General features: G+C 68.8%; 10 protein-coding genes and 1 pseudogene. 7 read left to right on the top strand and 4 right to left on the bottom strand.

All coding sequences use genetic code 11. The annotated features are described in order from the left end of the window. Positions 1 to 21: 21 nt before the first annotated feature. From IEQ11_RS05585 to IEQ11_RS05575, 3 genes are all read right to left on the bottom strand, one after another. Positions 22 to 3,774 carry an ATP-binding protein gene (locus tag IEQ11_RS05585; protein ID WP_191823502.1) on the bottom strand — a complete coding sequence of 1,251 codons (3,753 nt, stop codon included), beginning with the start codon at positions 3,772 to 3,774 and terminating at the stop codon, positions 22 to 24. Further along, positions 3,775 to 7,341 carry a hybrid sensor histidine kinase/response regulator gene (locus IEQ11_RS05580; protein ID WP_191823503.1) on the bottom strand — a complete coding sequence of 1,189 codons (3,567 nt, stop codon included), beginning with the start codon at positions 7,339 to 7,341 and terminating at the stop codon, positions 3,775 to 3,777. Between the two features lie 333 nt (positions 7,342 to 7,674). After that, positions 7,675 to 11,280, bottom strand: coding sequence for a hybrid sensor histidine kinase/response regulator (locus IEQ11_RS05575; protein ID WP_191823504.1), 3,606 nt, complete (start codon positions 11,278 to 11,280; stop codon positions 7,675 to 7,677). A 328-nt stretch (positions 11,281 to 11,608) separates the two neighbouring features. Here IEQ11_RS05575 and IEQ11_RS05570 point away from each other — a divergent pair, with 328 nt between their 5' ends. From IEQ11_RS05570 to IEQ11_RS05555, 4 genes and pseudogenes are all read left to right on the top strand, one after another. Continuing rightward, on the top strand, positions 11,609 to 12,343 hold the full coding sequence (locus IEQ11_RS05570) for a YceI family protein (RefSeq protein WP_191823505.1): 735 nt from the start codon (positions 11,609 to 11,611) through the stop codon (positions 12,341 to 12,343). Continuing rightward, positions 12,340 to 12,882: pseudogene (locus tag IEQ11_RS05565) on the top strand (cytochrome b); the annotation flags it as partial. The gene IEQ11_RS05570 and the pseudogene IEQ11_RS05565, both read left to right, overlap by 4 nt. A 91-nt stretch (positions 12,883 to 12,973) precedes the next feature. Beyond that, positions 12,974 to 13,528 (top strand): YceI family protein, encoded by a 555-nt coding sequence (locus IEQ11_RS05560; protein WP_191823507.1) that lies wholly within the window; start codon positions 12,974 to 12,976, stop codon positions 13,526 to 13,528. 338 nt (positions 13,529 to 13,866) lie between these two features. After that, positions 13,867 to 14,061, top strand: a complete 195-nt coding sequence (locus tag IEQ11_RS05555; RefSeq protein WP_247024729.1) for a hypothetical protein — start codon at positions 13,867 to 13,869, stop codon at positions 14,059 to 14,061. A 416-nt stretch (positions 14,062 to 14,477) separates the two neighbouring features. On the opposite strand, the gene IEQ11_RS05550 is transcribed toward IEQ11_RS05555, so the two are convergent. Next, positions 14,478 to 14,714, bottom strand: coding sequence for a glutaredoxin family protein (locus IEQ11_RS05550; protein WP_191823583.1), 237 nt, complete (start codon positions 14,712 to 14,714; stop codon positions 14,478 to 14,480). Between the two features lie 205 nt (positions 14,715 to 14,919). On the opposite strand from IEQ11_RS05550, the gene IEQ11_RS05545 reads away from it, so the two are divergent. Genes IEQ11_RS05545 through IEQ11_RS05535 form a run of 3 tightly spaced genes read left to right on the top strand, consistent with a single transcriptional unit; the run spans position 14,920 to position 17,782 of the window. Continuing rightward, positions 14,920 to 16,323 (top strand): L-serine ammonia-lyase, encoded by a 1,404-nt coding sequence (locus IEQ11_RS05545; RefSeq protein WP_046655724.1) that lies wholly within the window; start codon positions 14,920 to 14,922, stop codon positions 16,321 to 16,323. A 13-nt stretch (positions 16,324 to 16,336) separates the two neighbouring features. Beyond that, the gene (locus IEQ11_RS05540; protein ID WP_228465019.1) at positions 16,337 to 17,041 is read left to right on the top strand and encodes a hypothetical protein; all 705 of its coding nucleotides are present in this window, start codon (positions 16,337 to 16,339) and stop codon (positions 17,039 to 17,041) included. Between the two features lie 3 nt (positions 17,042 to 17,044). After that, positions 17,045 to 17,782, top strand: a complete 738-nt coding sequence (locus IEQ11_RS05535) for an alpha/beta fold hydrolase (RefSeq protein WP_191823584.1) — start codon at positions 17,045 to 17,047, stop codon at positions 17,780 to 17,782. Positions 17,783 to 17,939 lie beyond the last annotated feature (157 nt).

Here is a 17,939-nt window from a genome sequence, read left to right as displayed (position 1 = left end):
CGCATGCGCCCGACGCCGCGCTCAACCCGGTCGCGGCGCCAGCTTCGCGCGCATCGCATCGATCGCTTCGCCGAGCAGCGCGCCGGTCACCGGTTTGCGCAGGAAGCGGTCGAAACCGGCCGCGCTGGCCTGCGGTTCGGCGTCGGCATCGGCGCGCGCGGTCACCGCGATCAACGGCTGGGCGAAGCCTTGCGCGCGCAGTTGCCGGGCCAGGTCGAGTCCGTTGATGCCGGGCAGGTCCAGATCGAGCAGCGCCATGTCGAAGTTGGCGGTCGCCACTTCGGCCAGCGCGGCCAGACCGTTGGCGACATGAGTCACGCGATGGCCCTGCACGCGCAGCAGGCCGGCGATCACTTCGGCCACGGTCGGATCGTCTTCGACCAAAAGCAAAGCAAGCGCGCCTACCTGAAAGCCACCCAAGGAAGGCTCCGGCGTTGAACCCCCAACCACCCGCGGCGGCTCTACTTCAGCCAAAGGCAAATCAAACACGAACCGCGCCCCCTGCCCCGGCTCGCTATAAACGCTGATATGCCCTTCCATCGCCGCGGCCAGTTCCTGGCAAATCGCCAATCCCAAACCGCTGCCGCCGTAACGCGCCGCGGTGCGCGCGCCCTCGGCCTGTTCGAAGCGGCGGAACAGTCGCGCCTTTTGTTCTTCGTTCAAGCCCGGCCCGGTGTCGGCGACTTCGAAACGCACGCCGTGCGGCGTCAGCGCCTCGACCCGCAGACTGACCGTGCCTTGCTCGGTGAACTTGATCGCGTTGCCGAGCAGATTCATCAGCACCTGGCAGACCCGGCTGGAATCGCCGCGCAGCCCGCGCGGCGCGTTCGCCGCCACGATGACGTCGAAGGCGAGACGGCGCTGCTGCGCGAGCGGCGCCATCAGCTTGCTGGCCTCGTCGACCAGCGCGCGCAGATCGAACGGTTCGTCGGCCAGTTCCAGCTTGCCCGATTCGATCCGGGCCAGATCCAGCGCATCGTTGACCAACCGCAACAGGTGTTCGCCAGCGCTGCGAATCGACTGGGTGTAACTACGCTGCTTCTGATCCAGCTGCGTATCGAGCAACAACTCGCTCATGCCCAACACACCCGTCATCGGCGTGCGCACCTCATGTCCGAGCGTCGCCAAAAACCGGGTCTTCGCCAACGACGCCTGCTTGGCCACTTCGCGCTCGTGCTCGGCGCGCTGCCACGACAAACGCCGCTGCAGGCGATTGCGATGCGCCAGCAACACCCACAGCATCAGCAGCGCGCACAGCGCCAATGCCCCGGCCAGCGCCCACCAGCTCCACCACCACGGCGAATCGACGTGCAGATCGATCACCTGCGCCGGCGTCCACACGTTGTCGGCGGTCTTGGCCATGATCTCGAGCCGGTAATCGCCCGGCGGCAGCTGCGAGAACAGGCGCTCGCCGTTGGCGCCGGCATCGACCCAGCCCGGGTCGTAATTGCTCAGACGGAAGCGGTAGCGATTGGTCTGCGCGTTGTTGAACGACAGCAGCCGCGCGATGATGCGCAGATCGCGATCGCCGTCGGCGATGTGCACCGCCGGCACCGAGGAACGACGCGCGGCGCCCGCCGCGGCGATCGCATCGGCGGTGGCGCGGCCGGCGCCCGCGCGCGCGTCGGCATCGGCCGGCGCGTTCGCGGCCACGCCGGCGTTGGTCGCGAACGCGACGCGCTGATTGCCGCGCCGCACTTCGATGGTTTCGATCACCAGCGGCGGCGCCTGCCGCGCCGGCCGCACCACCGCCGGATCGAACAGGACCAGGCCTTCCGGGCTGCCGATCAGAATGCGGCCGTCGCCCGGGCGCGGCACCGGTTTGCCGGCGAATTCCTGGCTCGGCAGACCGTCCTTGACCCCGTACACGCGCACCGAACGCGCCTGCGGATCGACCCGCACCAGACCGCGCGTGGTGGTCATCCACAAGCGTCCGGCGCTGTCGACGGTGAGCCCGCGCGCATCGGTCAACGGCATCCCTTGGCGCGTGCCCAGGCTGAATTCGCGGCGCAGGCGCAGGCCGTCCCAGCGGTATGCGGTCAGTTCGCCGAAGCTCGCGATCCACACCCGCTGCCGGCCTTCCAGCGCGAACGCATCGATCTGCACTTGCGGCGAACCGGCGACGCGTTCGAACCGGCGCGTGTTGCCGTTGAAACGCCACAGCCCCTGCGAGCCGTTGATCCACAGCTCGTCGTCCAGACCGTTGCCGGCCAGTTCCAAAGTCAGATACTCGGGCAGGCCGCGCTCGCCGAACTTGAACGCATCGACCACATGGCCGTCGGCGTCGCGCGCCTGCAGTTCGCCGTCGCTGCCGACCACCCACAGCAGGCCCTGGCTTTCGACCAGTTCGCTGGTGCCGCCGGGCGCGGGATCGCGGCGATCGCTGTCGCTCCAGTTGCGGTGCGCGCCGGTGGCCGGATCGATCCGCGCCAGGCCGCCGTAGTAAGTCACCCAGACCATGCCGTGGCGATCCTCCAGCACCCGTTCCAGGCCGAGGTTGCCGCTGAAATCCTTGGCGACGTGGGTGATCTTTCCGCTTTCCGGATCGAGCCGGTCGAGCACGCCGCCGCTGCCGACCAGCCACATGTCGCCGCCGCGCGCCGGCGCGATGCCGCGCACGTGCGCATTCGACAAGCTGGTCGGATCCTCCAGCCTGCGGGTCAACACCGAGAACTGGCGCCAGTTCGGCGGCAGATACCACAGGCCGTGGCCATTGCTGGCGAACCACAGACCGCCTTCGCGATCTTCGTACGCGCCCGACCAGCTCGGCCGCACCAGGCCCTGGCTGGCGGTGCTGAACAACGGCACCACGCTGATTCCGTCGACGCTGCCGATGCCGAGGCCTTGCGGCAGATCGAACCAGTACTGGCCGGTGCGATCGCGGCGCAACACGTCGAGCACGTTCATGCTCGGCGCGACCTGCGCCCACGGCTTGGCCTCGTAACGCCCGTCGGGGCGGCGCACGCCGACGCCGTGCGGAGTGCCGAACCAGGCGGTGCCGTCGGCTTCGAAACTGATCGTGTTGACCAGATCGGAACTGAGCGCGTGCTCGGGCACGCGTTCGAAATCGCGTCCGGTCCAGCGCGCCGCGCCGGCCAGGGTGCTGATCCACAGATTGCCGTCGGGCGCGACGGCGAGATTGGAAATGCCGTCGCTGGGCAGACTGCGCGGATCGCCTTCGCGCGGCATGTAGCGGGTGACCGAACCGTCGCTGGCCATGCGATGCAGGCCGCCGTGCTGGGTGCCGAACCACAGCGCGCCGTCGGGCGTGGACGCGATCGACCAGACCGTGTCGTCGCCCATGCCCGCGGTGTTGGCGCGGTTGTAATAGCGGAAGGTCTTGCGGTCGGTGTCGAGCATCGCCAGGCCCGATTGGCCGGTGCCGATCCAGACCCGGTTGTGGGCGTCGACATGCACCGCCCACAGGTAGTTGTCGCGCAGGCCCTGTTCGCGCCGCCAGACCTGATAGGAAATGCCGTCGTAACGCGCCAGGCCTTCGCTGGTGGCGATCCACAGATAGCCGAAGCGGTCCTCGGCGATGCGGCTGATGGTGTTCGACGGCAGGCCGTCGGCGACGGTCAACTGGCGCGGGCGCGGCGTTTCCGGCAGACCGGCGAACACCGGCGCGCACACCGATGCGAGCACCGACGCGAGCGCGACCAGCAACAGCCACGCCCAGCGCAGGCCATGCACGCGGACCGATGCCGGTCGCGTGTCGGTGGCTGTCCATTGCGGTTCGACGCATCCATGCGGCATGCAACCCAGTGCAATCATTCAATCGCCGTCCGCGCGCGCAAGCACCGTGGTGATCGCCTCGGCCAGCATGGCGCCGGTCACCGGCTTGCGCAGGAATACGCCGAAGCCGGCCGCCAGCGCCTGCGGTTCGGCCTCGGCGTCGGCGCGCGCGGTCACCGCGATCAGCGGCCGGGCGAAGCCCTGGGCGCGGAACTGGCGCGCAAGGTCGAGTCCGTTGATGCCGGGCAGGTCCAGATCGAGCAAGGCCATGTCGAAATTCGCCGTCGCCAACTCGGCCAGCGCGGCCAGGCCGTTGGGCACGTGACTGACTCGATGCCCTTGCGCGCGCAGCAGGCCGGCGATGACTTCGGCGACGGTGGCGTCGTCTTCGACCAAAAGCAAAGCCAGCGCGCCGACCTGAAAGCCACGCAAGGAAGGCTCCGGCGTTGAACCTGCAACCGGCGCCGGCACCTCCGCCTCGAGCAACGGCAAATCCAGCACGAACCGCGCCCCCTGCCCCGCCTCGCTGACCACCGCCACCTGCCCGTCCATCGCCGCGGCCAGTTCCTGGCAGATCGCCAGGCCCAGTCCGCTGCCGCCGTAACGCGCCGCGGTGCGCGCGCCTTCGGCCTGTTCGAAGCGGCGGAACAATCGCGCCTTTTGTTCTTCGTTCAAGCCCGGCCCGGTGTCGGCGACTTCGAAACGCACGCCGCGCGGCGCCAGCGCCTCCACCCGCAGGCTTACCGTGCCTTGCTCGGTGAACTTGATCGCGTTGCCGAGCAGGTTCATCAATATCTGCCGGACCCGGCTCGGATCGCCGCGCAGGCCCTGCGGCGCGCTGTCGGCGATGTCGATGCGGAACGCCAGCCCGCGCTGGCGCGCGAGCGGCTTCATCAGTTCGGTGGCTTCCTCGACCATCGCGCGCAGGTCGAACGCGCGGTCTTCGAGTTGCAGCTTGCCCGATTCGATCCGGGCCAGATCCAGCGCGTCGTTGACCAAGCGCAAGAGGTGTTCGCCGGCGCGTCTGATCGATTGCGTGTAACTGCGCTGCTTCTCATCCAGCGGCGTATCGAGCAACAACTCGCTCATCCCCAGCACCCCCGTCATCGGCGTGCGCACCTCATGCCCCAGCGTGGCCAGGAAGCGGGTCTTCGCCTCGGACGCCTGCTCGGCGACTTCGCGTTTGTGCACGGCCAGTTGCCAATCGCTGCGCCGGCCCAGGCGGCGGCGATAGGCGATCGCGCCGATCGCCAGCAACGCCAGCGCGATCAGCACGAACACGATCTGCGCCCAGGTCGCGCGCCACCACGGCGGCTTGACGTGCAGCGAAAATCCGACCGGTTCCGACCAGATGCCGTCGGCGCCCGCGGCCTTGACCAGCAGACGGTAGTCGCCCGGTTCCAGGCGCGAGAACACCCGCTCGCCGTTGGCGCGCTGTTCGATCCAGTCCGGGTCGTAGCCTTCCAGCTTGAAGCGATACACGTGCGAACGCGGATCGAGAAACGACATCAGCCGCGCGACGACGCGCAGGTCGCGATCGTCGGATTCCAGTTGGATCCTGCCGCGATCGACCGGCAGCGACCATTCGTCTTCCTCGCGTCGCGCGCTGATGCTTTCCAGAGTCAGGCGCGGCGGTCGCGCGGCCGGGAACGGCGTGTCCAGATCGAACAACACCAGCCCGTCCAGCGACAGCGCCGCGGCCACGCCGTCGGCGCCGCGATGCGGCGAGGTGCGGGTCAGTTCGACATTGGGGATGCCGTCGCCCAGGCCGAACAGGCGCAACCGCTTGGCGTCGGGCGACATCATCAGCAAACCGCGCGCGGTGGTCGCCCAGACCGTGCCGTTGCGGCTGACCAGCAGGCCCGAGACATTGGTGTCGGGATAGCCGGCATTGTTGTCGATGCGCAGTTCCGGCTGCAGGCGGCCGTCCTGCCAGCGGTAGGCCTCCAGCGCGCCCCTGCGCGCCAGCCACAGGCGCTGCGGGCCGGCGAAGCTCATCACCTGGATGTCGTCGATGTCGCCGCCGGCGACGGCGACGAAACGCTGGCCGTCCCAGCGCTTGAGTCCGGTGACGCCGGCGAACCAGGGCTGGCCGTCGGGACCTTGCACGAAGGTGCCCGCGCCGGTCACGAAACCGCTGCTCGCGAGCACGCGTTCGGCCTCGCCCGGCGGCAGCGCGGTGCCGTCGGCGCGGTAGCGATGCACCGAGCCGTCCGAGAACCACAGCCAAAGACCGCCGTCGGGCAATTCGTGCAGAAACCACACGGTCGCGCCGAGGTCTTGCGATGCGGCCGACGGCGAAGCCGCGAACGGCCAGGCCCGCGCCTGGCGCGTGGTTGGATCGAACAGGCTCAGGCCGGTGGAATGACCGATCCACAGCGTGCCGTCGGGACGCAGGAACAGCGTGTGCATCCACTTCAGCCCGAGGCCGCGGCTGTCGGCGACGGTTTCCAGTACGCCGCTGCCGCGGCGCAATCGGTACAGATCGGTCGCGGTCAGCAGCCAGAAGCCGCCGTCGCCGTCGGGCGCGATGTCGCGCGCGTCGAGCCGGTCGATCTGGCTGCTGCCGACCGAGGTGATCGAGGCGAAACGGTTCCAGTCCGGCGGCAGGTACACCAATCCTTGCGAATAGGTGACGAACCAGATCCCGCCTTCGTTGTCGCGCAGCATCTGCATCAGGCCGCTGCGGCGATCCCACAGCCCGTCGCCGGCATCGTCCTGCAACAGCCGCACGTTGTTGTCGGCGTCGACCCGGTACAGGCCGGCGGTGGTGCCGATCCAGCGGCCGCCGGTGAGATCGCCGATCACGATCGCGTTGGCCGCTTCCTCGCCCAGTTGCCACGGCGCCGGGGTCATGCGGTCGTCGGCGTCGAGCCGGAACAGACCGCGCTGGCTGCCGACCCAGATCGCGCCGTCGACGTCCTGCGACAACTCGCCGATGCGCACGCCGGCGGTTTCGTCGCGGCCGATCGGTGCGAAGCGCTCGTTTTCGAAGCGGGTCAGGCCGTGCAAGGTGCCGACCAGCAGGCGGCCGCGCGCATCGGCGAGCAAGGCGGTGATCGGCCCGGACGGCAGACGCGCGCCGGCGCCGACGCCGGGCACGAAGCGCTGCACGCTGCGGCCGTCCGGGGCGATGCGGCACATGTGGCCGGCGTAGGTCGCGGTCCAGATCGCGCCGTCGGGCGTGCCGGTCAGATAGGACACATCGTCGCTGCACGAAGCATCGGCGCCGCGGAATGCGACGCGGACGAATTCCTTGCGATCGCTGCCGAGCCAGGCCAGGCCGTCGCGGCTGGCGACCCAGATCCGGTCGCGCCCGTCGATGTACAGGTCTTCGAGCATGTTGTCCGGCAACGAGCCGGACAGGCCGATGGTGTGGCGCCAGGTGCTGAAGGCGACGCCGTCGTAACGCGCCAGACCGTCCTCGGTGGCGATCCACAGATAGCCCTGTTGATCGAGCTCCATCGCCAGCACCGACTTGGGCAGCCCCTGCTCCTGGCCGAAGCGGCGGAAGCGCGGGGTTTCCGGAAGGCGAGCCTGCGCCTGCATGGCGAACTGAGCGCCGAACAACAACAGCAGGAGCAGACACAGACTACGTCCCAACACGGACTCCTCCTGGACCGCGAGCGATTCTCTCCCGGTAAGGCCGGTAGGCTATCGTCGCAACGGCCCCGGTCGGGCGCAAGCGCGCAGCCGCGCAGGGCCACGGGGCGGGGCGTGGATTCGTGCCGAGTCGTGGCTAAAGACGCGCGACGTCACGGTTCTGCGCCGAAACGGCGGCCGCGAGGCCGCGCTGGGTTGTCGCGAAGTCGCTTGCAGCGGTTCGAGTCGCGACGCTCTGGAACCTGACGCGAGCCGATCCGGCGAACCGAAATGAGCGTCGGATTCACGTCGCGCAGGCTTAGCTGCGTCTTTCAACGATCGAATCGCCGCGCCGGCTTATTCGTCGGCCGCCGGCTCCGCGCTCGGCTGCAACACCGCGCGCAAGGCATCGGCCAGCATCGCGCCGGTCACCGGTTTGCGCAGGAAGCGGTCGAAACCGGCCGCGCTGGCCTGCGGTTCGGCGTCGGCATCGGCGCGCGCGGTCACCGCGATCAGCGGCTGGGCGAAGCCCTGGGCGCGGAACTGGCGCGCGAGATCGAGCCCGTTGATGCCGGGCAGATCGAGATCGAGCAAGGCCAGATCGAAATTCGCGGTCGCCACTTCGGCCAGCGCCGCCAGACCGTTGGCGACATGAGTCACGCGATGGCCCTGCACGCGCAGCAGACCGGCGATCACCTCGGCGACGGTCGGATCGTCTTCGACCAAAAGCAAAGCCAACGGCCCCACCTGCAAGCCACGCAAAGAAGGCTCCGGCGTTGAATTCCCGACCACCCGCGGCGGTTCCACCTCAGCCAACGGCAAATCGAACACGAACCGCGCCCCCTGCCCCGGCTCGCTGTACACCGCGATCTGCCCTTCCATCGCCGCGGCCAGTTCCTGGCAGATCGCCAGCCCCAACCCGCTGCCGCCGTAACGCGCCGCGGTGCGCGCGCCTTCGGCCTGTTCGAAGCGGCGGAACAGCCGCGCCTTCTGTTCTTCGTTCAAGCCCGGCCCGGTGTCGGCCACTTCGAAACGCACGCCCCGCGGCGACAGCGCCTCGACCACCAGCCCGACCCGCCCGACTTCGGTGAACTTGATCGCGTTGCCCAGCAGGTTCATCAGCACCTGGCAAACCCGGCTCGGATCGCCGCGCAGGCCCTGCGGCGCGCTCGCGGCGACCTTGACCTCGAAGCTCAAGCCGCGCTGCTGCGCCAGCGGCCGCATCAACTCGGCGGCCTGATCGACCAGCGCGCGCAGATCGAAGGCTTCGTCGGCGAGTTCCAGCTTGCCCGACTCGATCCGCGCCAGATCCAGCGCATCGTTGACTAGCCGCAGCAAATGTTCGCCAGCTCGTCGAATGGATTGCGTATAGCCGCGCTGCCTTTCGTCCAGTTGCGTGTCGAGCAACAACTCGCTCATCCCCAACACACCCGTCATCGGCGTGCGCACCTCATGCCCGAGCGTCGCCAAAAACCGCGTCTTCGCCAACGACGCCTGCTTGGCCACCTCGCGCTCGTGTTCGGCGCGTTGCCACGACAAGCGCCGCTTGAGCCTGCGGCGCCACGCCGCCGCGCCCGACCACACCGCCAGCGCGATCAGTCCGATCAACGCCGCCAACGCCGGCGGCGTGCGCCACCACGGCGGGCGCACGTTGAATTCGAGCGTGCGTTCCTCGGCGACGTTGCCGTTGGCGTCGACCGCGCGCGCATGCAGCAGGTAATTGCCCGACGGCAGTCCGGCGAAGATGCGCTCGCCGGTTTCGCCGACCGAGACCCAGTCGTTGTCGTAACCGTCCAGGCGGGTGTAATAGCGATTGCCCTGCGGATCGTCGAACGACAGCAGGCGCATCTGCACGCGCATCTCGCGATCGTCCGGCGCCAGCGACGGCATCGATTCGTAGCGCGAGGCGCGCTCGGAGCCAGACGCGCGCGCCGGGTTCTGCAACGGCAGCGGCACCCAGCGCCCATGCCGGCGCACGTCGAGCTGATGCCATTGCAGGCGCGGCTGGCGCGGCGGCGGATCGGGCAAGGCGGTGTCGATCAACACCACGCTGCCGTCGGACAACGATGCGGCCAGCACGCCGTCGCGGGTCAGCACCGAGGTGCGGCGCAGGAATTCCTGGCTGCTCATGCCGTCTTGCACGCCGAAGCGGCGCAGGTGCCGGCGCAGCGGGTCCCAGCGGAACAGGCCGCGCGAGGTCGGCAACCAGATCTTGCCGCCGCGATCGCGAAACAGGCCGGTGCCTTCGACCGCGGGAATGCCGTCCTCGACCCCGGCGCGCGATTCCAGCTGCCAGCGGCCGCGGCTGTCGAGGGTGTAGTGCTCCAGCCCGTTCAAGCGCTGCAGCCACAGGCTGGACGCGCTTTCGAACACGAAACCGAATACCCGGTCGGCCGGCAGTCCGGGCACCGGGCGCATGATGTTGCCGGCCGCGTCGCGGCGCAGCAGGCCCTGGCCGGAGGCGATCCACAGCACGCCGTCGGGCGCGAACGCCATCGAATCCAGATCGCCGCTGCCGATGCCCTGCTGGCTGCCGACCAGGATCGAAGCCAGCACCTGACCGCTGTCGGTGTCGCGCTGTTGCAGGCCTTGGGTGAGGTAGGAAATCCACAACGTGCCGTCGGGCGCGATCACCATCCGGTCGGGCTCGCCGCCGAGCACCGGTTCGGGCGTGTCGACGGTCCAGTCGCGCCAGATCCCCGACGGATCGATCCGCACCAGATTATTGCGGCTGGTCGCGATCCACAGCCGGCCCTTGCGGTCCTCGACCGCGGCATTGGGAATGCCGCCCTTGCCCATCGCGTCGTGCGGGCCGTCGGTGACCGGTTCGACCACGCCGTCCAGGCCCAGCCGCTCGATCTCGCCGCGCGCGCCGATCAGCCAGAAGCCGCCGCGCGAGGACGGCGTCACCGCGGTGTACAGCTCGCTCGACAAGGTGCCGCGCTCGCGCGAGTACTGGGCGATGCGGCGCCAGTCCGAACGCAGATAGCCCACGCCGACGCCGGCCAGCGGGAACCAGAACGAACCGTCGTCCTGGCCGACGATCTGCTGCACCGGACGCGCCGGTCGCGACGGCCCGAGCGCCACCGGCAACGGCACCGCGCCCGGCGCCGCGCGCCAGATGCTGCGCTGGGTGCCGAGCCAGAAATTGCCGTCGCGGTCCGGCGCCAGGGTCAGCACCGCGTTGAGATTGCCGAACATCACCGAGTAGTCCGGATCGGTCCAGCGGCCGTCGCGCTCGCGCCGGTACAGGCCGGTCTTGGCGCCGACCCACAGTTGATCGCCGACCGGCGTAACCGACATCACCCACGGGGTCGGGTCCGGGCCGGGCACGGCGATGCGTTCGAAATCGTTGCCGGTCCAGCGCGCCAGGCCCTTGAAGGTGCCGATCCACAGGTCGCCGTGGTCGTCGAAGCTCAGCGACAGCACGGTCGGCGACGGCAGGCTGTGCGGGTCGCCGTCCTTGGGCATGTAGCGGTGGATGCGGCCGTTGCGGTCGAGCCGGTGCAGGCCGCCGCCGTAAGTGCCGAACCAGACCTCGCCGTTGCGGCTGGCGACGGCGAAGGTGTCGTCGCTGCCGATCCGCGGCTGCTCGGCGCGGCGGTAATGCACGAAACCGGCGCGGCGCGCGTCCATCATGCTCAGGCCGCGGCCCTCGGCCGAGACCCAGATGCGGTCGCGGTCGTCGACCGTGACCAGGGTCAGGTCGTTGCCGGGCAGCGAACCCGGATCGCCGGGCGTGTGCCGCCACACCTTCATGCCGATGCCGTCGTAGCGCGCCAGGCCGTCGGTGGTGGCCAGCCACAGATAGCCGGCATGGTCGAAAGCCATGCCGTTGACCTTGCTCGACGGCAGCCCGTCGGCCACGCCGATGATGCGCGCGCGCGGCGCCTCGGGCACGGCGCCGGTGGCCGCGAAGGCGGCGCACAGGCCCAGGCAGGCGCATAACAGCGATCGCAGCATCCGGCTTTCCTCTCCCCCGACGCACCGTCCTGGCGGCCGATGACTCTATCCTGACAGTGACCTGACCCCGCACTGACGCCCGCCTGACAGTTTTGCCGGGCGCGCGCAGTCCATGTCCCCAAGGCATTAGGCTCGACGATCGGGCCGCGCGAAGCAAATACGTATATTCGGTGCCATGCCGGCCGTCGCCCGAGCCCATGCTCGGTCGCCCAGGCGATGGCCCAGTCGATCGAGCCGCCGACCGGCCGTCCGAAACGGACCGTTGCGCACGACTCGACACGGCCTTACCCGGCTGTGCCTAGAATCCCCGGACCTTGCAGGAGCCGCCATGTCCGCCATCCGCCGCCGCGCCATCGCCCTGACCGTGCTCGCGGCCCTGCCGTCGGCGGCGGCCGCCGCGGAGCTGGCGACCTACGGTTTCGACCCGGTGCATACCCGGGTGATGTTCGCGATTTCCCATGCCGGTTTCTCGCAGGCGCTCGGCACCGTGTCCGGCAGCGCCGGCACCCTGCGCTTCGATCGCGACGACTGGCGCAGCGCGCAGCTGGACGTGCAGGTGCCGCTGACCCGGCTCGACCTGGGCGACGCGAAATGGAACAAGGCCACGCTCGCGGCCAACCTGCTCGACGGCAAGCGCTATCCGCTCGCGCGTTTCGTGTCCGAACGCACCCAGCCGGTCGCCGGCGATCCCGACCGCGCCGAGGTCTGCGGCCAACTGACCCTGCACGGCGTCACCAAGCCCTTGTGCATGGACGTCAAGCTCAACCAGCTCAAGCGCCATCCGCTGCCGCCGTTCCACCGCACCGCCGGCTTCTCCGCGACCGCGCGCCTGAGCCGCGCGCAGTTCGGCATCGACGCATGGAAATCGGTGATCGGCGACGAAGTCGAACTGCGCATCGAAGCCGAAGCGGTGCGCGACAAATACGTCGGCGCCACACCAGCCGCGGCCGGCGCCGCGCCCGCGGACGACGCCGGCGACACCCCGCCCGCCGACGCCGAACCCAGCACGCCCCAACCCGCCGACCCCGGCGCAGCCAAGCCCCAACCGGAGCCCAGCCGATGACACTCAAGAACACCGCCGACCGATGGGGCGCCGTCAGCCAATCGCTGCATTGGCTGGTCGTGCTGCTGATCGCGACCATCGCCGTGATCGGCCTCACCATGACCGACATGAGCAACGGCCCGTCGAAGATCAAGATCTACGCCCTGCACAAATCGCTCGGCCTGACCCTGCTGACCCTGGTCGTGCTGCGCCTGCTGTGGCGGATCTACGCCGGCGCGCCCAAGCCGGTGGAAGGCACCCCGCACTGGCAGGAACGCATCGCCTCGCTGACCCATTGGGCCTTGTACGTCCTGATGTTCGCCCTGCCGATTTCCGGCTGGGTGTTCAATTCGTCCTCGGGCTACCCGCTGCAGTACTTCGGCCTGTTCAACCTGCCCAAGATCGCCCCGCGCGGCGAAGACCTCGCGCTGCTGAGCCACCAGGTCCACGAATACGGCTTCTGGCTGCTGCTGGCGCTGGTCGTCGCGCATGCGGGGGCCGCGTTCTATCACCACCTGTTCCAGCACGACGACACTCTCAACCGCATGTTGCCGGGCGGACGCCGGACCTTCCGCGCGATCCGCGACGTCACCGTCGCGCAGGTGCTGCCCGAACCGTCTCCTCCCGCCTCCCCCTCTCCGGAGCATCGCAATGCAGATTAAATCCCTCGCCCTGGCCGCCGCCCTGTTTGCCGTCGCCGCGCCCGCATTCGCCGCCGACTACGTGCAGCAGACCGGCTCGACCCTGACCTTCGCCACCAAGTACCAGGGCGAAGTGTTCGCCGGCAATTTCCCCGGCTTCACCGCGCGCCTGAGCTTCGACCCGGCGCGTGTGGACACCTCCAAGCTCGACGTGGTGATCCCGCTGGCCGGCGCCAACACCAAGAACGCCGAGCGCGACGACACCCTCAAGGGCGCGGATTTCTTCAGCATCGCCAAATTCCCGCAGGCGCGTTTCACCGCGACCAAGTTCCGCAGCCTGGGCGGCAACAACTACGCCGCCGACGGCAGCCTGAACCTGCGCGGCGCGAGCAAGCCGGTGACCTTGACCTTCACCTGGACCCCCGGCGACAAGCCGGTGCTGACCGGCAAGGCCACGGTCAAGCGCCTGGACTTCGGCGTGGGCGCCGGCGAGTGGGCCGACACCTCGATCATTCCGAACGAAGTGGCGGTAAGCACGAAGGTCGTGTTCGCGCCGGCGAAGTAAGCGTATCGACGCGGCGCGCCGCGATGGCGCGCCGCGGGTGGCGGGTGGCGGGTCCACCGATGTTTCATCCACGGCGACGCGCTGTTTCGCAGTGGCGCCGGTCGCGCACCGTTACCGCGATGATCTTCGCGACCTGATCGGCCCATATCGTGGCTGGCGCCGTTGTTGTAATGACGCGGTCGCGGCTCGCGCCGCTCCTACAGGCAGGCCCTGTGGTTTTTGCCTCGTTTCAGTCGTCACTACCAGCGCTGCGAGGCTTGGAACTCGCGTTAGCAACAGCACACCCGAAGGGCGGCGTGCAGGATGCACGCCGTGCGCCACCGGGACATGGATGTCCCGTGTGGCGCATGCCTGCGCCTGCACCGATCGCGCGGGCTCTTGATTCACAAAAAAGCATTTTTCTTTGGTTACCTTTCTTTTGTTGCTTTAGACAAAAGAAAGTGACCCGCCGCTTTAGCGGCGGAACGCTTTTGATCCTGCTTGCAGCTTTAAAGGCTTCAAATCTTCAAAGCTTTGAAGCTTTGAAGCTTTGAAGCTTTTGAAGCCAGAGGCAAGATCAACAGCTTTCGTCCGCAAGCGGCCGAGTTACTTTCTTTTGTCAAAAGCGACAAAAGAAAGGTAACCAAAGAAAAACGCTTTTCTTTGAATCAAGTGCCCGCAAGCTCGGAGCAGACGCAGGCATGCGCCACACGGGACATCCTGTCCCGGTGGCGCACGGCGCACATCCATGTGCGCCGCCCTTCGGGTGTGCTTTTGTTCTCGCGAGTTCCAAGCGTCGCAGCGCTGGGTGAACTGCGTGACTTCAGGCCCGAGCGAAAGCGGCATGGCTACCTGTAGGAGCGGCGCGAGCCGCGACCGCGGCAATGCAACTACGGTGCAGCTTGCGAGGTGGTCGTCATGGCGCGGTCGCGGCTCACGCCGCTCCTACAGGGGGCATCCGCCACAATGCTCAGTCGCGCCCGGGCGCGCCCAACCAATCGATCACCCGCCCCGCATCGAACGGCCAATCCAGCTCCACCCCGCGCCCCTCGTCGCGCAACACCGGCACCCGCTCCCCATAGCGCGCCTCCAGCGCCTCATCGTCATCGATGAACACACTGTCGAACTCCGGCGCCCGCGCATGCGCCAGCACCGCCAGCGCCAGGTCGCACAGATGGCAGTCGTCGCGTTGGAACAAAGTCAGCACAGTCCGGCTCGGGCTCATCGTCAATTCGCTGCGGTATGGCGGGAAAACCCGCCGCCGTCGATACGGCGCGCGTGAACGGCGCAGCACTCGCCGCGGCAGGGCGCGCGTAGAATACGCCGCTCAACGCCCCCGCGGCCCGGACCAGTGCGCCGGTCCGCGCGGCACGCCAGCAACGCCCGACCCCCTTCGTTGGAGCAGCAAGCCCGTGGCAGTCAGCAGTTTCGACCTGTTCAAGATCGGCATCGGCCCGAGTTCCTCGCACACCGTCGGCCCGATGCGCGCCGCCGCGCGCTTCATCGAGCGCTGGCTGATCGAAGGCTGCGGCAGCGGCGAACCCGGCGCCGACCTCGCCCGCACCGCGCGCGTGCGCGCCGAGGTGTTCGGCTCGCTGGCCCTGACCGGGCGCGGCCACGGCACCGACAAGGCGGTGCTGATGGGCCTGGAAGGCCATTGGCCGAACCAGATCGATCCCGACATCATCCCGGCCGCGCTCGAACGCATCCGCAAGAGCAAGCGCATCAACCTGTTCGGCCGCCACGAGATCGGCTTCGACGAGAAGCACGACCTGATCATGAACAAGCGGCAGAAACTGCCGTTCCACACCAACGGCATGCGCTTCACCGCGTTCGACGCCGACGGCAACGTGATCGCCACCCGCGACTACTACTCGGTCGGCGGCGGCTTCGTGGTCAACCAGGACGAAGCGGCCGAAGACCGCATCGTCGCCGACACCACCGATCAGCCGTATCCGTTCCATTCCGGCGACCAGTTGCTCGCGCAGGCCGCCAGCAGCGGCCTGACCATCGCCGAAATGATGATGGCCAACGAGCGCGTGTGGCGCAGCGACGAGCAGATCAACGCCGGCTTGGACGAAATCTGGAACGCGATGCAGGCCTGCGTGGCGCGCGGCATCCGCGAAACCGGCACCCTGCCCGGCGGCCTGCACGTGTCGCGGCGCGCGCCGGCCTTGTTCGCCGAGCTGTCGACCAAGCCCGAGGCGGCGATGCGCGATCCGCTGACCGTGCTCGACTGGGTCAATCTGTACGCGCTCGCGGTCAACGAAGAAAACGCCGCCGGCGGCCGCGTGGTCACCGCGCCGACCAATGGCGCGGCCGGCATCATTCCCTCGGTGCTGCATTACTACGACCGCTTCTGCCCCGGCGCCAATCTGCAGGGCGTGCGCAACTTCCTGCTGACCGCGGCCGCGGTCGGCATCCTGTACAAGGAAAACGCCTCGATCAGCGGCGCCGAAGTCGGCTGCCAGGGCGAAGTCGGCGTGGCCTGTTCGATGGCGGCGGCTGGCCTGGTCGCCGCGCTCGGCGGCAGCACCAGCCAGATCGAGAACGCCGCCGAGATCGGCATGGAACACAACCTCGGCCTGACCTGCGACCCGATCGGCGGCCTGGTGCAGATCCCCTGCATCGAGCGCAACGCGATGGGCGCGGTCAAGGCGATCAACGCCTACCGCATGGCGATGCGCGGCGACGGCAAGCACAAGGTCAGCCTGGACAAGGTGATCAAGACCATGCGCGACACCGGCCGCGACATGCAGGACAAGTACAAGGAAACCTCGCGCGGCGGCCTGGCGGTCAACGTCATCGAGTGCTGAGCGAACCTCCTGCATGGACGCTGCGCTTCGCCACATCGACGACGGCCATGGATTGTGGCGCTACGCCGACCTGATCGAGGTGCGCTGTCCGCGTTGCGCGCGTCCCGGTCTGGTGCGCGCGCCGTATGAAAACGGCCGCAGGGACATTCGTTTCGCCTGCGCCGGCTGCGGTCTGCATGCGGCCGGCGAGTTGCGTTGCGGAACGCCAGCGGCGCAAAACGATTGGTTCGGCCCGGTGCGCTTGCAAGGCCGGCGTCCTTGCGGCTACTGCGGCTACCAATGGCTGAGCGTGAACCGTATTTACGAACACATGCCGGCGTCGGCCCCGCCGCGACTGGCGGCGCGCTGCCCGATCTGCGCGCGCGACAGTCAAGTGGACACCAGCGTGCACCGTCATCGCGGTAACGAACCGCGCGACCCGTACCTGGGCCTGCCGCTGCGCCTGATCGAGCCTACCCGCCACGGCCTGGCCTGGGCCTACAACGCGCGGCATCTGCAGGAGCTGCGTCGCTACATCGCCGCGACTCAGCGCGAACGCACGCGTCAGGCCGGCAACGGTTCGATGATTTCGCGTCTGCCGACATGGATGAAGCTGGCGAGGCATCGCACGACGATGCTCAAGACGCTCGATCGGCTGGGCGCTCGCCTGCTGCAAGACGACGGCAGCGAGGCAGCGCCCATCGCAACCCGACGCGGCCGCACGGCGCGGCGGCGCTGACCGATGCGCTGCCTCGTCCTGCCCGGCATGGACGGCATCGGCGCCTTGCTGGACGACTTCATCGCGGCGATGGCGCCGCGCTTCGACGCCGAGGTCATCGCCTACCCGCGCGATCGCGCGCTGGGTTACGCCGAACTCACGGCCTTCGTGCATCCGCGATTGCCGACCGACCGGCCCTATCTGCTGCTCGGCGAATCCTTCTCCGGGCTGGTGGCGATCGCGCTGGCCGCGCAACGGCCGCCGAACCTGGCCGGATTGGCGTTGTGCGCCTCGTTCGCGCGTTCGCCCCGGCCGCCGTGGTCGCCCTGGTTCGCGGCGAGGTTGCCGCGCTGGGCGACAACCTTGCCGGTGTCGCGCATTCGCGTCGCGCTGATCGCGCAGATGATGCTCGGCCGCTGGTCGGATTCGCGATGGCGCGCGCGCATCGCGGCGACATTGAACGAGGTGCGGCCCGCGGTGCTCGCGCATCGGCTCGATGCGGTCCGCACGGTCGACGCGACCGCCGCGCTGCGCGAGATCGATCTGCCGATGCTGTACCTGCGCGCGACCCGCGACCGCCTGGTCGGCGCCGACAGTCTGTCGACGATCCAGCATGCGCGGCCGCGCATGCGATGCGTCGAGATCGACGCGCCGCACTTCATCCTGCAAGCCTGCCCCAGCCAAGCCGCATCCGCGATAGGACAGTGGTGCGACGAGGCCTGGCCGTCGACCGCAAGCGACCCGCCGGCGAACGCCCGCTGATCTTGCGCGGGTTGGGGCGCGCGGCCCCCGCTTTCCGATCCGGAGGGACGCAGTTCCGATGCGATCGCGACGACATGCTGCGACCAACCCGTCGCCGATAAAACGATCCGATTCGCTCCGCGCGGCCACCGCCGGCACAGCCAGACCACACCGCCGC

The sequence above is a fragment of the Lysobacter capsici genome (assembly GCF_014779555.2).
GTDB lineage: Bacteria > Pseudomonadota > Gammaproteobacteria > Xanthomonadales > Xanthomonadaceae > Lysobacter > Lysobacter capsici.
Note: the sequence above shows the minus strand (reverse complement) of the source record. Positions and strands in the feature narration are given on the sequence as shown.